Source organism: Streptosporangium sp. NPDC023615 (assembly GCF_040640155.1).
Lineage (GTDB): Bacteria > Actinomycetota > Actinomycetes > Streptosporangiales > Streptosporangiaceae > Streptosporangium.
This window is the reverse complement of the sequence record NZ_JBFABE010000014.1, coordinates 100,132-118,486: the sequence shown is the minus strand read 5'-3', so window position 1 is coordinate 118,486 and position 18,355 is coordinate 100,132. Positions and strand designations below refer to the sequence as shown.

Genomic DNA, 18,355 nt, shown 5'->3' with positions numbered 1-18,355 from the left:
CGATAGGAAAGGGCGTACAAGGGCGGCGGGCGGCGGCGGGAGGCACGGCATGGACCATCAGGGACCTCCCGTCGGGCGGCGGAGGCTGCTGGGCGCGGGACTGCTGGGCGCGGGGCTGGTGGCCGGGGGCACGCTGTCCGGCTGCACCCCCGGCACCTCGGGCACCTCGGGCGGCGCTGCCGGTTCCTCCGGCGACGCGGCCGGGTCGCGGACACCGCGCTTCGACCCCGCCGACTGGGATTCGGTGCGCGCCCAGTTCCCGCTGGACCCCTCCTACGCCCAGTTCGCCGCCTACGTGCTCGCCGCCCACCCGGCGCCGGTGCGGCGGGCGATCGAGGAGCACCGGCGCGGCCTGGACACCGACACCGACGCCTACCTGCACGGCGAGGACCACGAGGGGGCCGTACGCGAGGCCGCCGCGGCCTACCTGGGCGCCGAAGCCCCCGACGTGGCGCTGACCGACAGCACCACGATGGGCCTGGGCCTGCTCTACGGCGGCATGCGGCTGTCGCCGGGCCAGGACGTGCTGACCACCGAGCACGACTTCTACGCCACCCACGAGGCCCTGCGGCTGCTCGCCGCCAGGACGGGCGCCCGGGTCCGCAGGGTCCGTCTCTACGACGACCCGGCCACGGCCTCGGCCGACGCGATCGTCTCCCGGCTGAGGGCCGGGCTCGGGCCGAGGACCCGGGTGGTGGCGATCACCTGGGTGCACTCGGGCACCGGGGTGCGGATGCCGGTCAGGGCGATCGCCGACATGGTCGCCGAGGCCAACCGGGACAGGGACGCCGCCGACCGGGCGCTGCTCTGCGTGGACGGGGTGCACGGCCTCGGCGCCACGGCCGACCAGGTCGAGGCGCTGGGCTGCGACTTCCTGACCGCGGGCACCCACAAGTGGCTGTTCGGCCCCCGGGGCACCGGCGTGCTGTGGGGGCGGGGGAAGGCCTGGGACGCGTTGCTCCCGGTGATCCCCACCTTCTCCGGCAGGGTCGACCTCGACGCCGGCGGCGGGACGGGCGAGGCCTACCGGCCGTACGGGCCGGGCGGGCTGCTCGGCACCCCGGGCGGTTACCACAGCTTCGAGCACCGCTGGGCGCTGGGCGAGGCGTTCGCCTTCCACCGGGCGATCGGCAGGGAGCGGGTGGCCGCCAGGATCACCGAGCAGGCCACCCGGCTCAAGGCCGGGCTCGCCGCCCTGCCCAACGTGCGGCTGGTCACCCCCCGCTCCCCCGAGCTGTCCGCCGGCCTGGTCTGCTGCGCGATCGACGGCCTGGACGCCCCGTCCGCCGCGGGCAGGCTCCGCAAGGACCACCGGATCATCACCAGCGTCACCCCCTACCAGGAGGTCTACCTGCGCTTCGGTCCCGGGATCGTCACCACCCCGGAGCAGGTCGACCAGGCGGTCAAGGCCGTGGCCTCCCTCAGGTGACGTAAGGTACTACTTAGGCTTACCTAACTCGTACCCCGGGAGTGACCGCATGGCAGATGACAAGGACGCTCGCCCCGCACGGAAGGTGACGACAGGCCGGGTCCTGCGCACCGAGCGGCTCACCCCGCACATGATCCGGGTGGTGCTGGGCGGTGAGGGCCTCGCCGGTTTCAGCACCGACGAGTACGCCGACCACTACGTGAAGCTGCTGTTCCCCCCGGCCGGGGTGAGCTACCCGCGGCCGTTCGACATGGAGGCCGTCCGCCGCGACCTGCCCCGCGAGCAGTGGCCCACCACCCGCACCTACACCGTCCGCCGCTGGGACGCCGAGGCGGGTGAGCTGACGATCGACTTCGTCCACCACGGCGACAGCGGCCTCGCCGGGCCGTGGGCCGACCGGGCCCGGCCCGGTGACGAGCTGCACTTCTTCGGCCCCGGCGGCGCGTACAGCCCCGATCCCGAGGCCGGCTGGCACCTGCTCGCCGGTGACGAGAGCGCGCTGCCCGCCATCGCCGTCGCCCTGGAGCACCTGCCCGCCGGAGCCCCGGCCTGGGCCCTCGTCGAGGTCGCGGGTCCCGAGGAGGAGCAGCGCCTCGACTCCCCCGGCGACGTGAAGATCGTCTGGTTGCACCGGGGGGACGCCCCGTACGGCGAGATGCTGGTCAGGGCGGTCCGCGAGCTCGACTTCCCCGACGGCGTCGTGCACGCCTTCGTCCACGGCGAGGCGGGCGCCGTGCGCGAGATCAGGCGCCACCTGCGCACCGAGCGCGGCATCCCGCTGTCGCGGCTGTCCATCTCGGGCTACTGGCGTGTGGGCCGCGACGACGAGGCCTGGCGTTCCTCCAAGCGCGAGTGGAACGAGCAGATCGAGGCCGAGGAGGCCGCGGCCCTGTCCTCCTGAACCGGTCCGTCCCGGTTTCCCCGGACCGGCCCCCTCTCCCTTCGGACCGGCCTCTCCCCGCCTTCCCCCGGACCGCCCCCTGCCCCGGGCCTCGGTGCGCCGGCGCGCGCACGCCCGTTCAGGCCCTTCGGGAGAGGGCGGGCCGTGCGGGGATCCGGTCAGAGCCAGCCCTGGGTACGGGCGCGTTCGGCGGCCTCGGTGCGGTTGCGGGCGTGCGTCTTCTGGATGGCCGAGGACAGGTAGTTGCGGACCGTGCCCTCCGACAGGTGCAGGTGAGCGGCGATGTCGGCGATGCTGGAGCCGCCCTCGGCGGAGGCCAGGACGTCGCGCTCGCGGGACGACAGCGGGTTGGGGCCGGCGCTGAGCGCGGCGGCCGCCAGGCCCGGGTCGATGACGCGCTCGCCGCCGCGGACCCGCCGTACGGCGGCGGCCAGCTCGCGGGCCGGGCTGTCCTTGACCAGGAAGGCCGCCGCGCCCGCCTCCATCGCCCTGCGCAGGTAGCCGGGACGCCCGAAGGTGGTCAGGATCATGACCCGGCAGCCGGGCAGCGCCTCGCGGATCCGCGCCCCGGCGGTGATGCCGTCCCCGCCGGGCATCTCGACGTCGAGGAGCGCGATGTCGGGGCGGGTCTCCAGCGCCACGGCGAGCGCCTCCCGCGCCGAGGCCGCCTCCCCCACCACCTCGATGTCGGGCTCCAGGCCGAGCAGCGAGGCCAGCGCGCCCCGTACCATCGCCTGGTCCTCCACCAGCAGCACCCGGATCACCGTGCCCGCCGCGTCCGACGCGGCAGGCACGGGGGGCACGGGGGGCACGGCGGGCGCGCCCGGTCGTCCCCGCCGGAGGTCAGCCACGGGGCACCACCACCCGCAGGGCGAAGCCGGGCGGGCGCGGCGCGGCGGAGACCGTACCGCCCGCCGCCCGTACCCGCTCGGTGAGCCCGGTCAGCCCGTTGCCCGGCCCGTAGGGGTCGGCGCCCCGCCCGTCGTCGACGATCTCCAGGGTGGCGGCCCTGTCGTCGAGGGTCACCTCGATCTCGCACCGCGTCGCCCGCGCGTGCCGGATGACGTTGGTGACGCCCTCGCGCACCGCCCAGCCGAGCAGTTCCTCCAGAGCGCCGGGCAGCGGGGTGCCCGCGAGCCGGATCGTCACCTTCGTCCCCGCCCCCTCCAGGGCGGCGCGGGCGCCGTCCAGCTCGCCCGCCAGGCCGCGCTGCCGGTAGCCGGTGACGGCGTCGCGCACCTCGACCAGCGCCTGCCTGGCCACCGACTCGATGTCGCGGATCTCCGCCACGGCCCGTTCCGAGCCGTCCTCGGCCAGCCGCCCGGCCAGTTCGCTCTTCAGGACGATCAACGACAGGCTGTGGCCGAGCAGGTCGTGCAGGTCCCTGGCGATGCGCAGCCGCTCCTCGCTCGCCGCCAGCCGCGCCACCTCCTCCTGCGCCCGGCGGAGCCGCATCACCAGCATCCTGGTGTTGCGCATCCCCATGAACAGGACGCCGAGCGTGACGACCTGGAAGACGAGCACCAGGGTGGTGCCGAGGTCGTGCTCCTTCAGCAGGCCGATCAGCAGGACGGCGACGGCCATCGCGGTGACGCCCGCCACCGACAGCCGGGGGCTCAGCGCCATGCTGTAGACCACCGTCATGTAGATCGGCAGCGTCGTCCAGCCGCCGCCGAAGGCCGCCGCCAGGCCGACCCCCAGCAGCGTGGTCACCCCCAGCAGCCAGTACGTCAGGCGGGTCGGCTCGCCGAAGTCCGCCGGGCTGAGCACGGTGGCGACGTAGCAGGCGACGAAGACCGCCAGCCCCGCGCCGCCCCACAGGGCCCTGGTGCCGCTCACCTCGCCGGTGACGATCTCCAGCACCGGGAAGCACAGGTAGACGAGGCCGATGGAGATCCCCGCCAGCCGCCTCCGGCGGGACGGGGGGGAGCCCGTGCCGCCGAAGGTGAGCCCGGAGAGGATCGTCATGCGCGGGCGAGGGCCCGGCGGTAGGTGAGCACCGCGACGACGCAGAGCCCGGCGGCCCAGGCCACGACCGTCACCACCTCGGACACCGGCGGCGCGCTTCCCGCGACGATGTGCCGGCCGATGTCGGCGTAGGAGAAGGAGGGCAGCACCTGGGCGACGGTCCTCATGGCCTCGGGCATGATCTCCACAGGGAACCACAGACCCCCCAGGAGCGCCAGCCCGAACACCCCGACCATCGCGGCCGACTGGGCGGTGTCCCCGGGCAGCAGCGAGCCGATCGTCAGGCCGAGCGCGGCGAACGGCACGGCGCCGATCCACAGGATCGGGATCAGCGACAGCCACTCCGCCGCCGTCAGCCGGACGCCCTGGAAGAGGACCGCGGCCAGGCAGACCAGCAGCAGGGACGGGAGCACCAGCAGCAGCGAGGTGACCAGCTTGGTGACGATGATCGACCAGCCGGGCAACGGGGTGGTCCGCAACTGGCGCAGCCAGCCGGACCGCCTCTCCTGCGCCCACGGCACGGCGGTGCTCATCATGGAGGCAGCGATCGCCCCGTAGGCGCCCATGGAGACCATGAGGACGGCGGAGGCCCTGGCCCCGTCGGCGCTGATCCCGTCGCCCCACACGCTGGAGAAGACCAGGTAGAACACCACGGGGAAGCCGACCACGAAGATGGCGTAGCGCTTGTTGCGCAGCATCCGCAGGGCTTCGATCCTGATGTGGTTCGGCATCACGGCTCCCGGGTGAGGGCGAGGAAGGCGTCTTCGAGGTCGGCGCCGGTGATCCTGAGGTCGCGGACGTCCAGCGAGGTGCCGCGGTACAGGGCCGCCACGGTGGCGTCGGGATCGGCGGTGCGCAGCAGCGCGGCGCCGTCGGCGACCTCCACCGCCACGACCCCGGGCAGGGCGTCGAGGCCGGCGACGGCCTGCCCGCCGAGGGAGAAGCGGACGACGTGCCCGCCGTTGCCCGCCTTGATCTGGTCGGCGGTGCCGTCGGCCACGATCCGGCCCCTGGCGATGACGACGACCCGGTCGGAGTTCTCGTCGGCCTCCTGCATGTAGTGGGTGGCGAACAGGACCGTGCGGCCCCCGGCGGCGTAGGCGCGCATGCTCTCCCAGAACCGCAGCCGCGACTCCACGTCCATGGCCGCGGTCGGCTCGTCCAGCACCAGCAGCCTGGGCGCCCCGGCGACGGCCAGGGCGAACCTGACCCGCTGCGCCTGCCCGCCGGACAGCCTGTCGGCGCGCCGCCGCGCGAGGTCGGTGAGATCGGCCATCGCCAGGACCTCGTCGAGGCCGAGCGGCTCGGGGTAGAGCCGCCGGACGAAGTCGACCGTCTCGCGGACCGTGAGCTCGGGGATGAGGTCGCCGGTCTGCGGCATGGCCCCGATGTCGCCGCGGGCGACGGCCTCGTCGGGGGAACCGCCCAGCACCTCCACGCGGCCGCGGGTGGGACGGGTCAGGCCGAGCAGCATGCCGATCGAGGTCGACTTCCCGGCCCCGTTGGGGCCGAGCAGGGCGACGGTCCGCCCTGCCTCGACGGTGAGATCCAGGCTGTCGACGGCGAGCACGTCCCCGTAGCTCTTGCTCACGTCGGTGAAGGTGATCGCGTTCATGCCCCAACGCTAGGAGCGCCCGGCGCCGATCCGCAGTGCCACTCCTCCGGGTTCGGCGGTGACATTTGTCAGACGCGGCAGGCGAAGATGGCGGTCACCAGGATCGCCTTGGCGCCGATCTCCGAGAGCTCGTCCATGATCTGCTGGTGGCCCTTGCGCGGCACCATGGCGCGGACCGCGACCCACCCCTCCCGGTGCAGCGGGGAGACCGTCGGGCCCTCCATGCCGGGGGTGAGGGCGATGGCCTCCTCGATCCGCTCGGCACGGATGTCGTAGTCCATCATCACGTAGTCGCGCGCCATCAGCACGCCCTGCAGGCGGCGGATGAGCTGGCGCAGGCCCGGGGCCTCGGCCGCGCCGACCTGCTTGATCAGCACGCCCTCGGAGTGCGCGATCGGCTCGCCGAAGACCTCCAGGCCGATGTTGCGCAGCGTGGTGCCGGTCTCCACGACGTCGGCCACGGCGTCGGCCACGCCGAGCCGGATGGCGGTCTCGACCGCGCCGTCCAGCTTGATCACCCTGGCCTCGACGCCCCGCTCGGCGAGGTAGGACTCCAGCAGTCCCGCGTACGCGGTGGCGACGCGCTTGCCCTTGAGGTCGACGACGGAGTCGAAGTCGCCGGGGTTGGCGGCGAAACGGAAGGTGGAGCGGCCGAAGCCGAGCGGGATGAGCTCCTCGACCTGCGCCCCGGAGTCGTGCAGCATGTCACGGCCGGTGATCCCGGCGTCCAGGGTGCCCTCGCCGACGTAGACGGCGATGTCCTTGGGACGCAGGAAGAACAGCTCGCAGGAGTTCTCCGGGTCGACGACCACGAGTTCCTTGCTGTCCTTGCGGGCCCGGTACCCGGCTTCCTTGAGGATCGTCTGGGCCCCCTCGGTGAGGGCGCCCTTGTTGGGTACGGCGAGACGGAGCATGGCGGGTTTCCTTAGGTGTGGACGGGATCTGCCTGCGAGACCGGAAGCCGGGCGCACCGGCTCACAGATGCTTGTAGACCTCGTCCAGCCCGATCCCCTTGGCGATCATGAGGACCTGCACGTGGTAGAGGAGCTGGGAGATCTCCTCGGCCGCCCGCTCGTTCGACTCGTGCTCGGCCGCCATCCAGCTCTCGGCGGCCTCCTCCACGACCTTCTTGCCGATGGCGTGGACCCCGGCGTCCAGCGCGGCCACGGTGCCCGAGCCCTCGGGCCGGGTGCGCGCCTTGTCGGACAGCTCGGCGTACAGCTCTTCGAAGGTCTTCATGATCACTCTCGGCGTCGTCGGATGTGCGCGTCAAGCCTAACGGGCCGACCGGCCTCCGCGTGTGCGGGTCCACGCTCCGGGACGCGATCCGTCCGATGATCGGGCCGGACGGGGGGTCGCGTCCCCGTCCGGACCGGGCGGGCCGTCGCGGGCGGGCTCAGTCGTTGACGCAGCGCAGGACCGGGCGGGTGACGAGCGCGGCCGGGTCGAGCTCGCGGTCGGTGGTGACGTGGAAGGTGACGCTCTCGCCGGGGAGGAGCGTCACCAGCATGTCGTCGACCGAGGCCGCCGGGTCGAGGCGGTCGGGGAACAGGGCCAGCTCGCGCAGGACGGTCCCGGCGGTGACGGTGACGTCCAGGCCGCCGGCCACCGCGGTCACCTCGGCGCGGTGGGCGGCGCGCGGGAACGCCACCCGGGTGTCCTCGGCGAAGAAGGAGACGGCGCGCCGGTCGCCGAGCCTGGCCACGAGCAGTTCGGCGGTGGGGTCTCCCGGGGTCGCGACCGGGCCGGGCAGCGCGACGGCGGCCACCGAGCGGGGTGCCACCTCGACGGCGGCCGTCTCCTTGGCCAGCGGCTCGCCGTCCAGGGCGAGGCGCAGCAGCTCCAGCTCGCCCGCCCACGGCTCGGGGCCGTCGTTGATCACGGCCACGGCGCCGTCGGCGACGGTCAGCAGGCGGTCGTCGTAGACGCGGCGCAACGCGTACCACAGGGGCTTGCGCCGCCCGGCGCCGTCGACGGCCGACCAGGAGGTGACCGGCCAGCAGTCGTTGAGCTGCCACACGATCGTGCCCGCGCAGTAGGGGGCCTGGGCACGGAAGCGCTCGATGCCGTAGGCGACCGCCCTGGCCTGGTTGAGCTGGGTCAGGTAGTGCCAGTCGTCGTAGGTGCGCGGCGCGGGCAGGTGCTCGCCCAGGCCGCGCAGCAGCTTGGCGTTGCCCTCGTGCGCCTTCTGGTGGTGCAGCACCAGGGGCGCGTCGGCGGCCAGCTCGCCGCTGACGGCGGCGCGCAGCGTGGCGTGCACCGGCGGCCCCTGGAAGCCGAACTCGGCCACGAAGCGGGGCCGGTAGTCGCCGTAGCGGGTGTAGTCCTCGCGGTTCCACACGTCCCAGATGTGCAGGGTCCCGCGTGACGGGTCGTTGGGGGGCAGCTCTGGGCCGCCGGAGTAGGGACTGCCCGGCCAGTAGGGGCGGGTGGGGTCCAGCTCGGCGACGACCGACGGGAGCAGGTCGTGGAAGAAGCCCGCCCCCCAGGTGCGCTCGCCCAGGCTCTCGCGCCAGCCCCAGTCGGCGTGGCCCTCCAGCACCTCGTTGTTGCCGCACCACAGCGCCAGCGACGGGCGCCAGGCCAGGCGGGCGACGTTCTCGCGCGCCTCGGCCTCGACCTCGGAGGCGAAGGGCTCCTCCTCGGGGTAGGCGGCGCAGGCGAACGGGAAGTCCTGCCACACCAGCAGGCCCAGCTCGTCGGCCAGGTCGTAGAAGTCCTCGCTCTCGTACAGGCCGCCGCCCCAGATCCGCAGCAGGTTGACCCCCGCCCCGGCGGCCTGGCCGAAGCGCTCGGCCAGGCGGTCGCGGGTGATCCTGGCCGGGAAGCAGTCGTCGGGGATCCAGTTGACGCCGCGTACGAACACCGGCACGTCGTTGACCACCACGGTGAAGGCGTCGCCGGTCCGGTCCAGCCGGACGTCGCGGAACCCGATCAGGCCCCTCCACCGCCGCCCGGCCGGCTCGCCCCTTCCGGAGGTCCCGGACGCCCCGGACCCGTCGTGCGCCCCGGGGCCGGCGGACGGCGCGTCACCGAGGCTCACCGTCAGCTCGTGGCGGTGCTGGGCGCCGTACCCGCGTGGCCACCAGCGTTCCGCGCCGGGCACCCGCAGCGTCAGGACGGCCTCGCGCTCGCCGGGGGCCGTCCGCGCCTCGCACCGGACGCCCGCGACCGAGGCCGTCACGGTCACCGGGGTCTGGGCGGACGACGAGGGCCCGCCGGAGTGCTCCAGGGTGACGTGCACCTCGACGAGGCCGTCCGGCCCGTCGGTGCGCACCAGCGGTCTGACCCCGGCCAGCCGGGTCCCGCTCCAGGAGTGCAGCCCGATCGGCCGCCAGATGCCGGAGGTGACCAGGGCCGGGCCCCAGTCCCAGCCGAAGTTGCAGGCCATCTTGCGGATGAACTGGTACGGCGCCTCGTAGGCGCCGGGCCGCTCGCCCAGCTCGGCCCGGCGCGCCTCGGCGTAGGCCACCGGGGAGGCGAAACGCACCCGCAGCGTGTTGCCGCCCTCGCGCAGCAGCTCGCGCACGGGCAGGCGGTAGGAGCGGTGCTGGTTGGCCGTGGACGCGACCTCCACGCCGTTGAGCTCGACGACGGCGACGGTGTCCAGGCCCTCGCAGACCAGGTCGGCGCGCTCGTGCCCGTCGTCGTGCCAGTCGAAGACCGTCTCGTACTCCCAAGGAGAGCGGCCGATCCAGGTCAGCCGGTTCTCGTTGTCGTCGAGGTAGGGGTCGTCGATGAGCCCGGCGGCCAGCAGGTCGGTGTGCACGCACCCGGGCACCGTGGCCGGGACGCCGGAGACCTCCCCGTCCACCTGCCGGAGGGTCCACCCGTCGTGCAGCGTCCTGAACGTGGTCCCCGGGGCGAGCCCCGGGCCGGTGCCCGGCCGGACGCCCGGCCCGGTGCCCCGCTCGGTCATCGGCTCGGTCATCGGCTCGGTCATCGGCTCAGTCATCGGCTCGGTCATCGGCTCGGTGCTCAACTCACGCTCCTCAGCGACTTGGGGCCGGCGCCGGCGCGCCGGACGAGATGGCCGGGCTCGGCCTCCACGAGCGAGGAGGGCCCGTCGTGGTCGTCCGGCGCCGGCACCTCGCCGGACCCGGTGTCCTCGTCGCCGCCCCAGCGGGCGGTCAGCCTCGGCACCGACGACAGCAGCCTGATCGTGTACGGGTGCAGGGGGTTGCCGAAGACGGCCGAGGTGGAGCCGGACTCCACCACCCGCCCCCGGTACAGCACCACGGCCCGCTCGCTGATGTAGTTGCCCAGCGACAGGTCGTGGGTGACGAACAGCACCCCCAGCCCGCGCGCCTTGAGGTCGGCGAGCAGGTTGAGGACGTCGATCCTGGTGGAGGCGTCCAGCATGCTGGTGATCTCGTCGGCGACCAGGTACCGCAGGTCGAGCAGCAGCGCCCTGGCGATCAGCAGGCGCTGGAGCTGGCCGCCGCTGAGCTGGTGCGGGTAGCGGCCCAGGATCTGGCCGGGGTCGAGGCCGACGTCGGCGAGCGAGGTCTCGATCCTGCCCTGCCACTCGGGGTCGGCGACGCCGGGGAAGTACTCGTTCCTGATCATCGTGAGCACCCGGTCGGCCTTGAAGACCGGGTTGTAGCAGCTGAACGGGTCCTGGAAGACGCCCTGCACGTGCCGGTAGTACGCCTTCCCTGGCCTGGCCCGCTCGCCGTCGAGGGTGATCCTCCCCCTGGTCGGGGAGAGCAGCCCGAGGACCATCTTGCCCAGGGTCGTCTTGCCGCTGCCGCTCTCGCCGATGAGGGAGACCACCTCCCCCGGCGCCAGGTCGAGGCTCACGTCGTCGACGGCGGTGAGGGTGGAGGTGCCGAAGGCACCGACCCGGTAGGTCTTGGTGACCCCTTCGAGGCTCAGCATCGTCTCACTCCTGCGGGCGCGGGCGGGGCCGGCGTGGTCGTCCCGCGCCGTGCGGTCCTTGTCGGTGGCGCGATCCGCCCCTGCGGCGTCGCCCTTCCTCGTGGCGCGGGGCGTGCCGGGGTGGCGCGGGGCATGTCAGGCCTTCCAGCAGGCGACGTGGTGACCGGGGGCGACCTCGACCGGCGGGGGCTCCTCGGCGCACCGCTCGAAGGCCAGCGGGCAGCGGTCCCGGAACCGGCAGCCCGAGGGCGGGTCGAGCAGCGAGGGCGGCCTGCCCGGGATGCCCGACAGCCTGCGCTCGGCGTGCCGGACGCCGACCTCGGGCAGCGAGGAGATGAGCATCCGGGTGTACGGGTGGCGCGGCTCGCTGACGATCACCCCCGCCGGGGCCTTCTCGGCCAGCTTCCCGGCGTACATGACCATGATCGTGTCGGCGATCTGGTAGGTCAGCGAGATGTCGTGGGTGATGAAGATCATGCTGCGGACGAAGCCCCGGTCCCGGAACTCCACCAGGGTCCTGGCCACGGCCTTCTGCGTCGACACGTCGAGCGCGGAGGTGATCTCGTCGGCGATCAGCAGGGACGGGTCGAGCAGGGTGGAGATGACCATCACCATCCGCTGCTTCATCCCGCCCGACAACTCGATCGGGTAGCGCCCGAGCACGTCGCGCGGGAGCTCGACCAGGTCCAGGCGGCGTTCCAGCTCGACGAGGTCCAGCCTCTCGCCCCGGGAGGCGAGCAGCTCGCCGACCATCTTCCCGATCTTCCGGGTGGGGTTCATCGCGCTCATCGAGTACTGCGGGATGAGCGAGACCTTGCCGAAGCGGAAGCGGTTCATGCGGCGGTCTTCGCCGAGCGGCAGCTCCTCGCCGTCCAGCTCGGCGGTGCCCCCGGCCAGCCGCATCCGGCCGTCCATCCTGATCAGGCTCTTGCCCAGGGTGGTCTTGCCGCAGCCGGACTCGCCGGCCAGGCCGAGGATCTCGCCGTCGGCGACGTCGAAGCCGACGCCGTCGAGGGCCTTCACCTCACCGCGCAGGGTCCTGTAGTGGACCCTCAGGTCGCGCACGCTCAGGGTCATGTCCTCTTCTCCTTCACTACAGCTCCCGCAGGCGGGGGTTGAAGACCTCGTCCAGGCCGACGTTCATCACGTACAGGGCGCCGACGATCGCGGTGATCCCGGCGCCGGGCGGGATGAACCACCACCACATCCCCAGGTGCAGGGCGCTCCAGCGGGCCGCGTTGTTGAGCATCAGGCCGAGCGAGATGCCCTGGCTGGGCCCGAGCCCGATGAAGTCGAGCGAGGCCGCGATCAGGATCGACCCGCCGAACAGCAGGATGAAGGTCATGAAGAGGTACGAGTTCATGTTGGGCGCGATCTCGCGAGCGATGATCTTCCAGGTGCGCACCCCGCTGAGCCTGGCCAGGTCCACGAAGTCGCGCGAGCGCAGCGAGAAGGTCTGGGCCCTGATGGCCCTGGCCGCCCACGGCCAGGAGGTCAGGCCGATGAACAGCGCCTGCACGCCGACGCTGCGCACGCCCAGGTAGGCGTTGACGATCAGCAGCACCGCCAGGGCGGGCAGCACCAGGACGATGTTGGTGAGCATGTTCAGCACCTCGTCGACGAGGCCGCCCCGGTACCCGGCGGTGAAGCCGATCGTCATGCCGATGATCGCGGCCAGCCCGCCGCCGAGCGCCCCCACGACGAAGGTGGAGCGCAGTCCGTAGACGAACTGGGAGAAGACGTCCTGGCCGAACATGGTGGTGCCGAACCAGCTCTGCGCCGAGGGCGGCGAGGCCGGGGCGGCGACGTAGGCGTTGGGGTCCTGGCCGCCGATCAGCGGGGCCGCGGCGGCCAGGAGCAGCAGCGGGACCAGCACGGCCAGGCCGGCCAGCAGCTTGCCGTTGCGGATCGCGAAGTACAGGCCCTCGCGGCGTCGTGCGGGAACGGCCGTCACGTCGCCTCCCCTCCCATGCCGATCCTGGTGCGCGGGTCGACCAGGACGTAGACGATGTCGATGACGAAGTTGGCGATCAGCACGCCCACGACGATGAACAGGAAGGCTCCCTGGAGCAGGAAGAAGTCCTGGTTCTGGATCGCCTTGAGGATCAGGTGGCCGAGGCCCGGGTAGGAGAAGACGATCTCGGTGACCAGCGCCCCGGCCACCAGCACGCCAAGTTGCAGGGCCAGGCCGGTGATCTGCGGCAGCACCGCGTTCCTGAACGCGTAGCGGCGGATGAGCCTGCGCGGCGCGCCGAGCGAGGCCAGGTAGGTGGAGTAGTCCGCCTCCAGCTCATAGATGATCATGTTGCGCATGCCGATGGCCCAGCCGCCGAACGCGACCAGGAACAGCGAGGCGAACGGCAGGAACCAGTGCAGCGCCAGGTTCCCGATGAACTCCCACGACCAGTTGGGCCGCATCGCGAAGCTGTAGCCGCCCGAGACGGGGAAGATCCCGGCCACCACGCCGAGCCCCCAGGCCAGCAGGATGGCCAGCCACATGTACGGGGTGGCGGTCAGCACGTACCCGATCGGCAGCGCGGTGTTGTCGAGCCACTTGCGCCGGGCCGCGAAGGCGCCGAACCGGTTGCCCGCCCACCAGCTCAGCAGGATCGAGGGGATGAGCAGCGCCAGCGTGTACGGCACCGCCCGCATGATGAGGTCGGTCACCGGGGTGGGGAACACCCAGATGCTGATCCCCAGGTCGCCCCGGAACAGCGCGGCCCAGAAGTTGAGGTACTGCTGCCACAGGGGCAGGTCGAGCCCGAACAGGGCGGTGTAGTGGGCGCGCATCGCCTCCACCGCCGCCGGCTGGGACACGTTGGCCCGCGACAGCATGCTCTGCACCGGGTCGCCCGGCATGAAGCGCGGGATCATCCAGTTGACGGTGACGGCCACCAGGAAGGTCAGGCCGTAGACGAGCAGTTTCCGGCCGAAGTAACGTCGCACGCGATCCTCCCGAATCGGCGAGATGGGCCCCCTCCCGCGCGCCGGGCGCGGGAGGGGGCGAGAGATCGCGGGGTCAGCCTCCGACGGGCTTGATCTCGGTCAGCGTCAGCACACCGCCCAGTTCCAGCCAGTTGCGCCACATGGTCGGCGGGCTCTTGGGGGTGCCGGGGGCCGAGGAGGGCCAGTTCGTCCAGACCGCGGTGCTGGTCTGGGCCCACAGGCCGTTGTACCAGAGGGGGATCACCGGCAGGTCGTCGAGCTGGATCTTCTGGATCTCGGAGGCGACCTGCTTCATGCCCTCGACGTCGTCGACCTTCTTGCCGTCGAGCTCCTGGACGAGGTCCCAGACCTTCTTGTTCTCGTACCGCCCGAAGTTGACGGTGTTCTGCTGCTTGTTCACCGGGAGCTGGAAGATGTAGTCGTAGTACATCCACGGGGTGTTCGACAGCTGCCGCTCGTTGTTGATGAGCAGGTCGAACTTGCCGGAGGAGCGCTGGTCGACCAGCGCGTTGAAGTCGGGGAACTCGGCGACGAGGTCGATCCCGGCGGCCTTGGCGCCCTCGGCGATGACCCGGCTCGCCTCCATCCAGTCGGTCCACCCGGCCGGGACGATGAGCTTCAGGGACGCCTTGGAGCCGTCCTTGTTCTCCACCAGCCCGTCGCCGTCGCGGTCCTTGTACCCGGCGTCGGCCAGCAGCTTCTTGGCCTTGGCGCTGTCGAAGGAGAAGCCCTTCTCGCTCACCACGGCCTGGTCGACGTACTTGTCCCACTGCGGCAGCAGGCCGGTGGGGCTCGCGGCCTTGACGAGGTTGCCGTAGACGCCCTCGACGATCTTCTTGGTGTCGATGGCGTTGGCGACGGCCTTGCGGAAGGCCGGGTCGTCCAGCGGCTTCTTCTTCGTGTTGGGGACCAGGAAGGCGGTGTTGGCCGAGAGCATGTACGGCGGCTCGGGGAAGTACGTCTGGATGCCGAAGTTGCCCTTGACGAGGTTGGCCACGCCGGGCAGGAAGTTGTTGCTGAGGTCGAGGCCCTTCTGCAGCAGCAGGCCCATCGCGACCTCGTTGCTGGAGTTGACGATGTCGACGACGTACTTGGGCTTGACGTCCTTGCCCAGCGCCTTGGTGGCCCACCAGCCGTCCCGCTTGACCCAGGCCATCCGGTCCTGGTCGTGGCTGTGGTAGCTGTACGGGCCGGTGCCGACCGGTTTGTCGTTGACGCCGTTCATCACGTCGTCCTCGGAGCGGCCCTCCCAGATGTGCTTGGGGACGATCGCGTTGTTGTAGACCCAGTTGGCCCATTGCTGGTGGTTGGCCTTGGAGAAGGTGAACCTGACGGTGTTCGGGTCCACCGCCTCGGCCTTCTCCAGCCAGCCCCACAGGTTGGCGTAGGGGACGGTCTTCATCTTGCCGAGCTCGACGGTGAAGACCACGTCGTCGGCGGTGAACGGCTTGCCGTCGGCCCAGGTCACGCCCTGCCTGAGCTTGAGCTCGTAGGTCTTCTCGCCGGTCCAGGCGCCGCTCTCGGCCAGCCAGGGGGTGAAGGTGTCGTTCTGGGGGTCGTACAGGAAGAGGGTCTCGTAGACGAGTCCCTTGGTGCCCGTGGCCGAGTCCCAGGTGCGCAGCGGGTTCCAGTTGGCCGGGGGACCCCACTGGGTGCCGCTGGTGTACAGGGTCTCGTTGCGGGGGAACGCGGCGTCGGCCCCGGCCGAGCCCGCCGGGACTCCCGCGCCACCGGACGCCGGGGGCGCCCCGGAGGGGGCCGACGGCGTGCTGGAACCTCCGCTGCATCCGGCGGCGGCCAGGCAGGCCGCCGTCCCGAGCACCGCGAACCTTCGTCGAATCCGCATCGGACAGTTCTCCTCTCCAGCATGGGAGCGCTCCCAACCGACTAGACGCGACCGCATGCGCTTGCTGAACCGGATAAGTATCGAGACCGTAAAGTCCCTGTGTCGGCCCTGTCAATAGAGCACTGGACCGGTTCAGCTACAATCACCCCACTCATCGACGGGGGGGAACATGAGAAGACCGACGATCACGGACGTCGCCCGGCAGGCCGGGGTGTCCAAGGGGGCCGTCTCCTACGCCCTGAACGGGCAGCCCGGCGTGTCGGAGAGCACCCGGGCCAGGATCATGGCGATCGCCGAGGAGATCGGCTGGCGTCCCAGCAGCGCGGCCCGCGCCCTGAACGGCGCGCGCGCCCGCACCGTCGGCCTGGCCGTGTGCCGCCCGGCCCGCACGCTCGGCGTGGAGCCGTTCTTCATGGAGCTCATCAGCGGCATCGAGGGCGAGCTGTCGGACCGCTCGTACGCGCTCCTGCTGCAGATGGTCACCGACCACGAGCAGGAGATCGCGGTCTACCGCCGCTGGTGGGGCGAGGGCCGCGTCGACGGCGCCATCCTCGTCGACCTGAACGTGGACGACCTGCGCGTCCCGGCGTTCGAGGCGCTGGGCCTGCCCTCCGTGGTGGTCGGCCACCCCTCGGGGGCGGGCTCGCTGCTCCCGGTCTGGTCCGACGACGCCCACGCCGTCCGCGAGACCGTACGGTACCTGCTGGCCCTGGGCCACCGCAGGATCGCCAGGATCGCCGGCCTGCCGCACCTGGTCCACACCGTGCTGCGCGACCGCGCCTTCGCCGAGGCGTGCGACGGCGTCGCCGAGTACGTGACCGTGCACACCGACTACACCGGCGAGGAGGGCGCCGGCGCCACCCGGCGCCTGCTCAGTTCACCGGACCGGCCCACCGCGATCGTCTACGACAACGACATCATGGCCGTCGCCGGCCTGTCCGCCGCCCGGGAGCTGCGCCTGGACGTGCCCGGCGACCTGTCCGTCGTCGCCTGGAACGACTCCCCGCTCTCCCGGGTCGTCCATCCCCCGCTCACCGCCCTGAGCCGCGACATCTCCGCCTACGGCGCGCAGGCCGCCCGCCACCTGCTCTCGCTGATCTCCGGCGAGGACGTCGGCCCGTACGAGGACGGGGCCGCGCGCCTCACGCCCCGGGGCAGCACCGCTCCCCCGCCCGGGGGGAGGGACGGCTCCTCGCGCGGGTGACGCGAGAAGGCCGAGCGGCCCCGTGGCCACGGGGCCCCGTGGCCTTGGGTCCACTCGGTCCATGGGGCCGCTCGGCCCATGGGGCCGCTCGGCCACGGAGTCACTCGGCCACGGGGCCACGCGGACGGCCGGTGACGGCCGGGCGGGCGACCGGCGGCGGTCAGGCCTCGCGCGCGGCGTGCCCGGCCCGCTCGTCGTACTCGTCGTGCAGGCGCCACCAGGTGTAGGGGGGTCCCTGCGGCCTGCCCGCGGGCGAGTCCTCCCAGGTCTCCTGCCTCCCGAGCGGGGTCAGGTCCAGGAAGGTCCAGACGCTGCCCAGCCGTTCGACACCGCGCCCGGTGGTGTCGTAGGTGCGGTACACCGCGTCCGCGCCCCCGTCACCACCACCGCCGTCGCCGTCGCCGTCGCCGCGGAGGAAGACGTTCAGGGCGAACCCGTCCCCCGCCCCCATGTCGTCGTTGAAATCGGTGCCCAGCGAGGAGAACCACGGGATCGTCCAGCCCATCCGCTCCCTGAACGGCGTGATCTCGGACAGCGGGCCGCGGGAGACCAGCACGAAGGAGGTGTCGCGCGCGTGGAGGTGGGCCAGGTGGCCGACGTTGTCGGTGAACATCGAGCACCCCGAGCAGAAGTCCTCGCCGCCGTGCCACATGAAGCTGTACACGATGAGCTGGCGCCGTCCGTCGAACAGGTCGAGCAGGCTCGCCGGCCCGTCCGGCCCCTGGAACACGTAGTCCTTCCCCACCCGGACCATCGGCATGGCGCGCCGCTCGGCGGCCAGCGCGTCCAGCGCGCGGGTGTGCTCCTTCTCCTTCACCAGCAGCGCGTCCCGCTCGGCCCGCCACCGCTCCTCCGACACGATCTCCGGAAGGTTCATGATGCCCCTGCCCCTTTCAGTCTCTTCAGGGAACGTACTCGATCGACCGTAGCAGCGGATGGTCTCCTGAGGGAACCCACTCGCCTACACTGGCCTCATGCAGCGAACCCCGTTCGGTGACATGGCCTGCTCGATCGCCCGCACGCTGGACGTCGTCGGCGAGCCGTGGTCACCGCTGATCCTGCGGAACGTCTACGTCGGCATCACCCGCTTCGAGCGGCTCCAGCAGAGCCTGGGCATCTCGCGCAAGGTGCTCGCCGAACGGCTCAGGTGGCTGGTCGAGAAGGGCGTCCTGGAGCGCACCGAGTACTCCAGCCGTCCCCCGCGTCACGAGTACACGCTCACCGTCAAGGGCATGGAGCTGTGCGACCTGCTGCTGACCATGGTGCGCTGGGGCGACCGGTGGACGGCGGGCGAGGCCGGTCCCCCGGTCCTCTACCGGCACCACGCCTGCGGTGAGATCAGCCACGTCGAGCCGCGCTGCTCGGTCTGCGAGCGGCCGATGCACGCGACCGACGTCGACGTGCTCCCCGGCCCGGGGGCGAGCGGGGCACGGTCCGGATCGCCGGCGTGATCACGTCCTGACCGGGGGGCCGTCCGCCGCCCCGGTGCCACCGCCCCGGTGCCGCCGACGCGGGAACGCCGACGCGGGAACGCCGAAGGGCCGGCACGGCGGATGCCGTGCCGG

At 72.2% G+C, this 18,355-nt stretch carries 17 protein-coding genes; 4 read left to right on the top strand and 13 right to left on the bottom strand.

From position 1 onward, the window contains the following. The first annotated feature begins 49 nt into the window (after positions 1 to 49). Both AB0G16_RS14000 and AB0G16_RS13995 read left to right on the top strand, forming a co-directional pair. Positions 50 to 1,429, top strand: coding sequence for an aminotransferase class V-fold PLP-dependent enzyme (locus tag AB0G16_RS14000; RefSeq protein WP_362803836.1), 1,380 nt, complete (start codon positions 50 to 52; stop codon positions 1,427 to 1,429). Positions 1,430 to 1,478: 49 nt separating this feature from the next. Then, positions 1,479 to 2,330 carry a siderophore-interacting protein gene (locus tag AB0G16_RS13995; protein WP_362803832.1) on the top strand — a complete coding sequence of 284 codons (852 nt, stop codon included), beginning with the start codon at positions 1,479 to 1,481 and terminating at the stop codon, positions 2,328 to 2,330. A 158-nt stretch (positions 2,331 to 2,488) separates the two neighbouring features. Here the strand turns inward: AB0G16_RS13995 and AB0G16_RS13990 are convergent, their stop codons facing one another. The 12 genes from AB0G16_RS13990 to AB0G16_RS13935 all read right to left on the bottom strand — a co-directional run bounded on the left by AB0G16_RS13990 (position 2,489) and on the right by AB0G16_RS13935 (position 15,586). Next, positions 2,489 to 3,094, bottom strand: a complete 606-nt coding sequence (locus AB0G16_RS13990) for a response regulator transcription factor (RefSeq protein WP_362803920.1) — start codon at positions 3,092 to 3,094, stop codon at positions 2,489 to 2,491. 79 nt (positions 3,095 to 3,173) lie between these two features. Further along, on the bottom strand, positions 3,174 to 4,298 hold the full coding sequence (locus AB0G16_RS13985) for a sensor histidine kinase (RefSeq protein ID WP_362803829.1): 1,125 nt from the start codon (positions 4,296 to 4,298) through the stop codon (positions 3,174 to 3,176). Then, positions 4,295 to 5,029 (bottom strand): ABC transporter permease, encoded by a 735-nt coding sequence (locus AB0G16_RS13980; RefSeq protein ID WP_362803826.1) that lies wholly within the window; start codon positions 5,027 to 5,029, stop codon positions 4,295 to 4,297. The genes AB0G16_RS13985 and AB0G16_RS13980 overlap by 4 nt, the downstream gene beginning before the upstream one ends. Beyond that, positions 5,029 to 5,913 (bottom strand): ABC transporter ATP-binding protein, encoded by an 885-nt coding sequence (locus AB0G16_RS13975; protein ID WP_362803823.1) that lies wholly within the window; start codon positions 5,911 to 5,913, stop codon positions 5,029 to 5,031. The genes AB0G16_RS13980 and AB0G16_RS13975 overlap by 1 nt, the downstream gene beginning before the upstream one ends. 68 nt (positions 5,914 to 5,981) lie before the next feature. Further along, a complete protein-coding gene (gene hisG / locus AB0G16_RS13970) occupies positions 5,982 to 6,827 on the bottom strand; it encodes an ATP phosphoribosyltransferase (RefSeq protein WP_362803820.1) in 846 nt (281 codons plus the stop codon). A gap of 61 nt (positions 6,828 to 6,888) precedes the next feature. Continuing rightward, on the bottom strand, positions 6,889 to 7,158 hold the full coding sequence (locus AB0G16_RS13965) for a phosphoribosyl-ATP diphosphatase (RefSeq protein WP_362514069.1): 270 nt from the start codon (positions 7,156 to 7,158) through the stop codon (positions 6,889 to 6,891). Between the two features lie 151 nt (positions 7,159 to 7,309). Next, positions 7,310 to 9,895, bottom strand: a complete 2,586-nt coding sequence (locus tag AB0G16_RS13960) for a glycoside hydrolase family 2 protein (protein ID WP_362803816.1) — start codon at positions 9,893 to 9,895, stop codon at positions 7,310 to 7,312. Then, complete coding sequence (locus AB0G16_RS13955; RefSeq protein ID WP_362803814.1) at positions 9,892 to 10,794, bottom strand: ATP-binding cassette domain-containing protein; 903 nt, start codon at positions 10,792 to 10,794, stop codon at positions 9,892 to 9,894. Before AB0G16_RS13955 ends, AB0G16_RS13960 begins: the two co-directional genes overlap by 4 nt. Positions 10,795 to 10,929: 135 nt before the next feature. Next, positions 10,930 to 11,871 carry an ABC transporter ATP-binding protein gene (locus AB0G16_RS13950; RefSeq protein ID WP_362803811.1) on the bottom strand — a complete coding sequence of 314 codons (942 nt, stop codon included), beginning with the start codon at positions 11,869 to 11,871 and terminating at the stop codon, positions 10,930 to 10,932. A 16-nt stretch (positions 11,872 to 11,887) separates the two neighbouring features. Next, entirely contained in the window at positions 11,888 to 12,748 is an 861-nt protein-coding gene (locus AB0G16_RS13945; protein ID WP_362803808.1) for an ABC transporter permease, read from the bottom strand. Beyond that, entirely contained in the window at positions 12,745 to 13,740 is a 996-nt protein-coding gene (locus tag AB0G16_RS13940; protein ID WP_362803805.1) for an ABC transporter permease, read from the bottom strand. The genes AB0G16_RS13945 and AB0G16_RS13940 overlap by 4 nt, the downstream gene beginning before the upstream one ends. Positions 13,741 to 13,813: 73 nt before the next feature. Further along, positions 13,814 to 15,586 (bottom strand): ABC transporter substrate-binding protein, encoded by a 1,773-nt coding sequence (locus tag AB0G16_RS13935; protein ID WP_362803802.1) that lies wholly within the window; start codon positions 15,584 to 15,586, stop codon positions 13,814 to 13,816. Between the two features lie 169 nt (positions 15,587 to 15,755). On the opposite strand from AB0G16_RS13935, the gene AB0G16_RS13930 reads away from it, so the two are divergent. Continuing rightward, on the top strand, positions 15,756 to 16,790 hold the full coding sequence (locus AB0G16_RS13930) for a LacI family DNA-binding transcriptional regulator (protein ID WP_362803800.1): 1,035 nt from the start codon (positions 15,756 to 15,758) through the stop codon (positions 16,788 to 16,790). Between the two features lie 160 nt (positions 16,791 to 16,950). Here the strand turns inward: AB0G16_RS13930 and AB0G16_RS13925 are convergent, their stop codons facing one another. Further along, positions 16,951 to 17,667, bottom strand: a complete 717-nt coding sequence (locus AB0G16_RS13925) for a DUF899 domain-containing protein (protein ID WP_362803797.1) — start codon at positions 17,665 to 17,667, stop codon at positions 16,951 to 16,953. 97 nt (positions 17,668 to 17,764) lie between these two features. Between AB0G16_RS13925 and AB0G16_RS13920 the strand changes: the two genes are divergently transcribed. After that, the gene (locus AB0G16_RS13920) at positions 17,765 to 18,241 is read left to right on the top strand and encodes a helix-turn-helix domain-containing protein (RefSeq protein WP_362803794.1); all 477 of its coding nucleotides are present in this window, start codon (positions 17,765 to 17,767) and stop codon (positions 18,239 to 18,241) included. Positions 18,242 to 18,355 lie beyond the last annotated feature (114 nt).

What these genes read in the sequence shown, in the direction of transcription:
- AB0G16_RS14000 (WP_362803836.1), top strand. Translation starts at nt 50, where the DNA reads ATGGACCATCAGGGACCTCCCGTCGGGCGGCGGAGGCTGCTGGGCGCG.
- AB0G16_RS13995 (WP_362803832.1), top strand. Translation starts at nt 1,479, where the DNA reads ATGGCAGATGACAAGGACGCTCGCCCCGCACGGAAGGTGACGACAGGC.
- AB0G16_RS13985 (WP_362803829.1), bottom strand. Translation starts at nt 4,298, where the DNA reads ATGACGATCCTCTCCGGGCTCACCTTCGGCGGCACGGGCTCCCCCCCG.
- AB0G16_RS13980 (WP_362803826.1), bottom strand. Translation starts at nt 5,029, where the DNA reads ATGCCGAACCACATCAGGATCGAAGCCCTGCGGATGCTGCGCAACAAG.
- AB0G16_RS13975 (WP_362803823.1), bottom strand. Translation starts at nt 5,913, where the DNA reads ATGAACGCGATCACCTTCACCGACGTGAGCAAGAGCTACGGGGACGTG.
- hisG (WP_362803820.1), bottom strand. Translation starts at nt 6,827, where the DNA reads ATGCTCCGTCTCGCCGTACCCAACAAGGGCGCCCTCACCGAGGGGGCC.
- AB0G16_RS13955 (WP_362803814.1), bottom strand. Translation starts at nt 10,794, where the DNA reads ATGCTGAGCCTCGAAGGGGTCACCAAGACCTACCGGGTCGGTGCCTTC.
- AB0G16_RS13950 (WP_362803811.1), bottom strand. Translation starts at nt 11,871, where the DNA reads ATGACCCTGAGCGTGCGCGACCTGAGGGTCCACTACAGGACCCTGCGC.
- AB0G16_RS13935 (WP_362803802.1), bottom strand. Translation starts at nt 15,586, where the DNA reads ATGCGGATTCGACGAAGGTTCGCGGTGCTCGGGACGGCGGCCTGCCTG.
- AB0G16_RS13930 (WP_362803800.1), top strand. Translation starts at nt 15,756, where the DNA reads ATGAGAAGACCGACGATCACGGACGTCGCCCGGCAGGCCGGGGTGTCC.
- AB0G16_RS13925 (WP_362803797.1), bottom strand. Translation starts at nt 17,667, where the DNA reads ATGAACCTTCCGGAGATCGTGTCGGAGGAGCGGTGGCGGGCCGAGCGG.
- AB0G16_RS13920 (WP_362803794.1), top strand. Translation starts at nt 17,765, where the DNA reads ATGCAGCGAACCCCGTTCGGTGACATGGCCTGCTCGATCGCCCGCACG.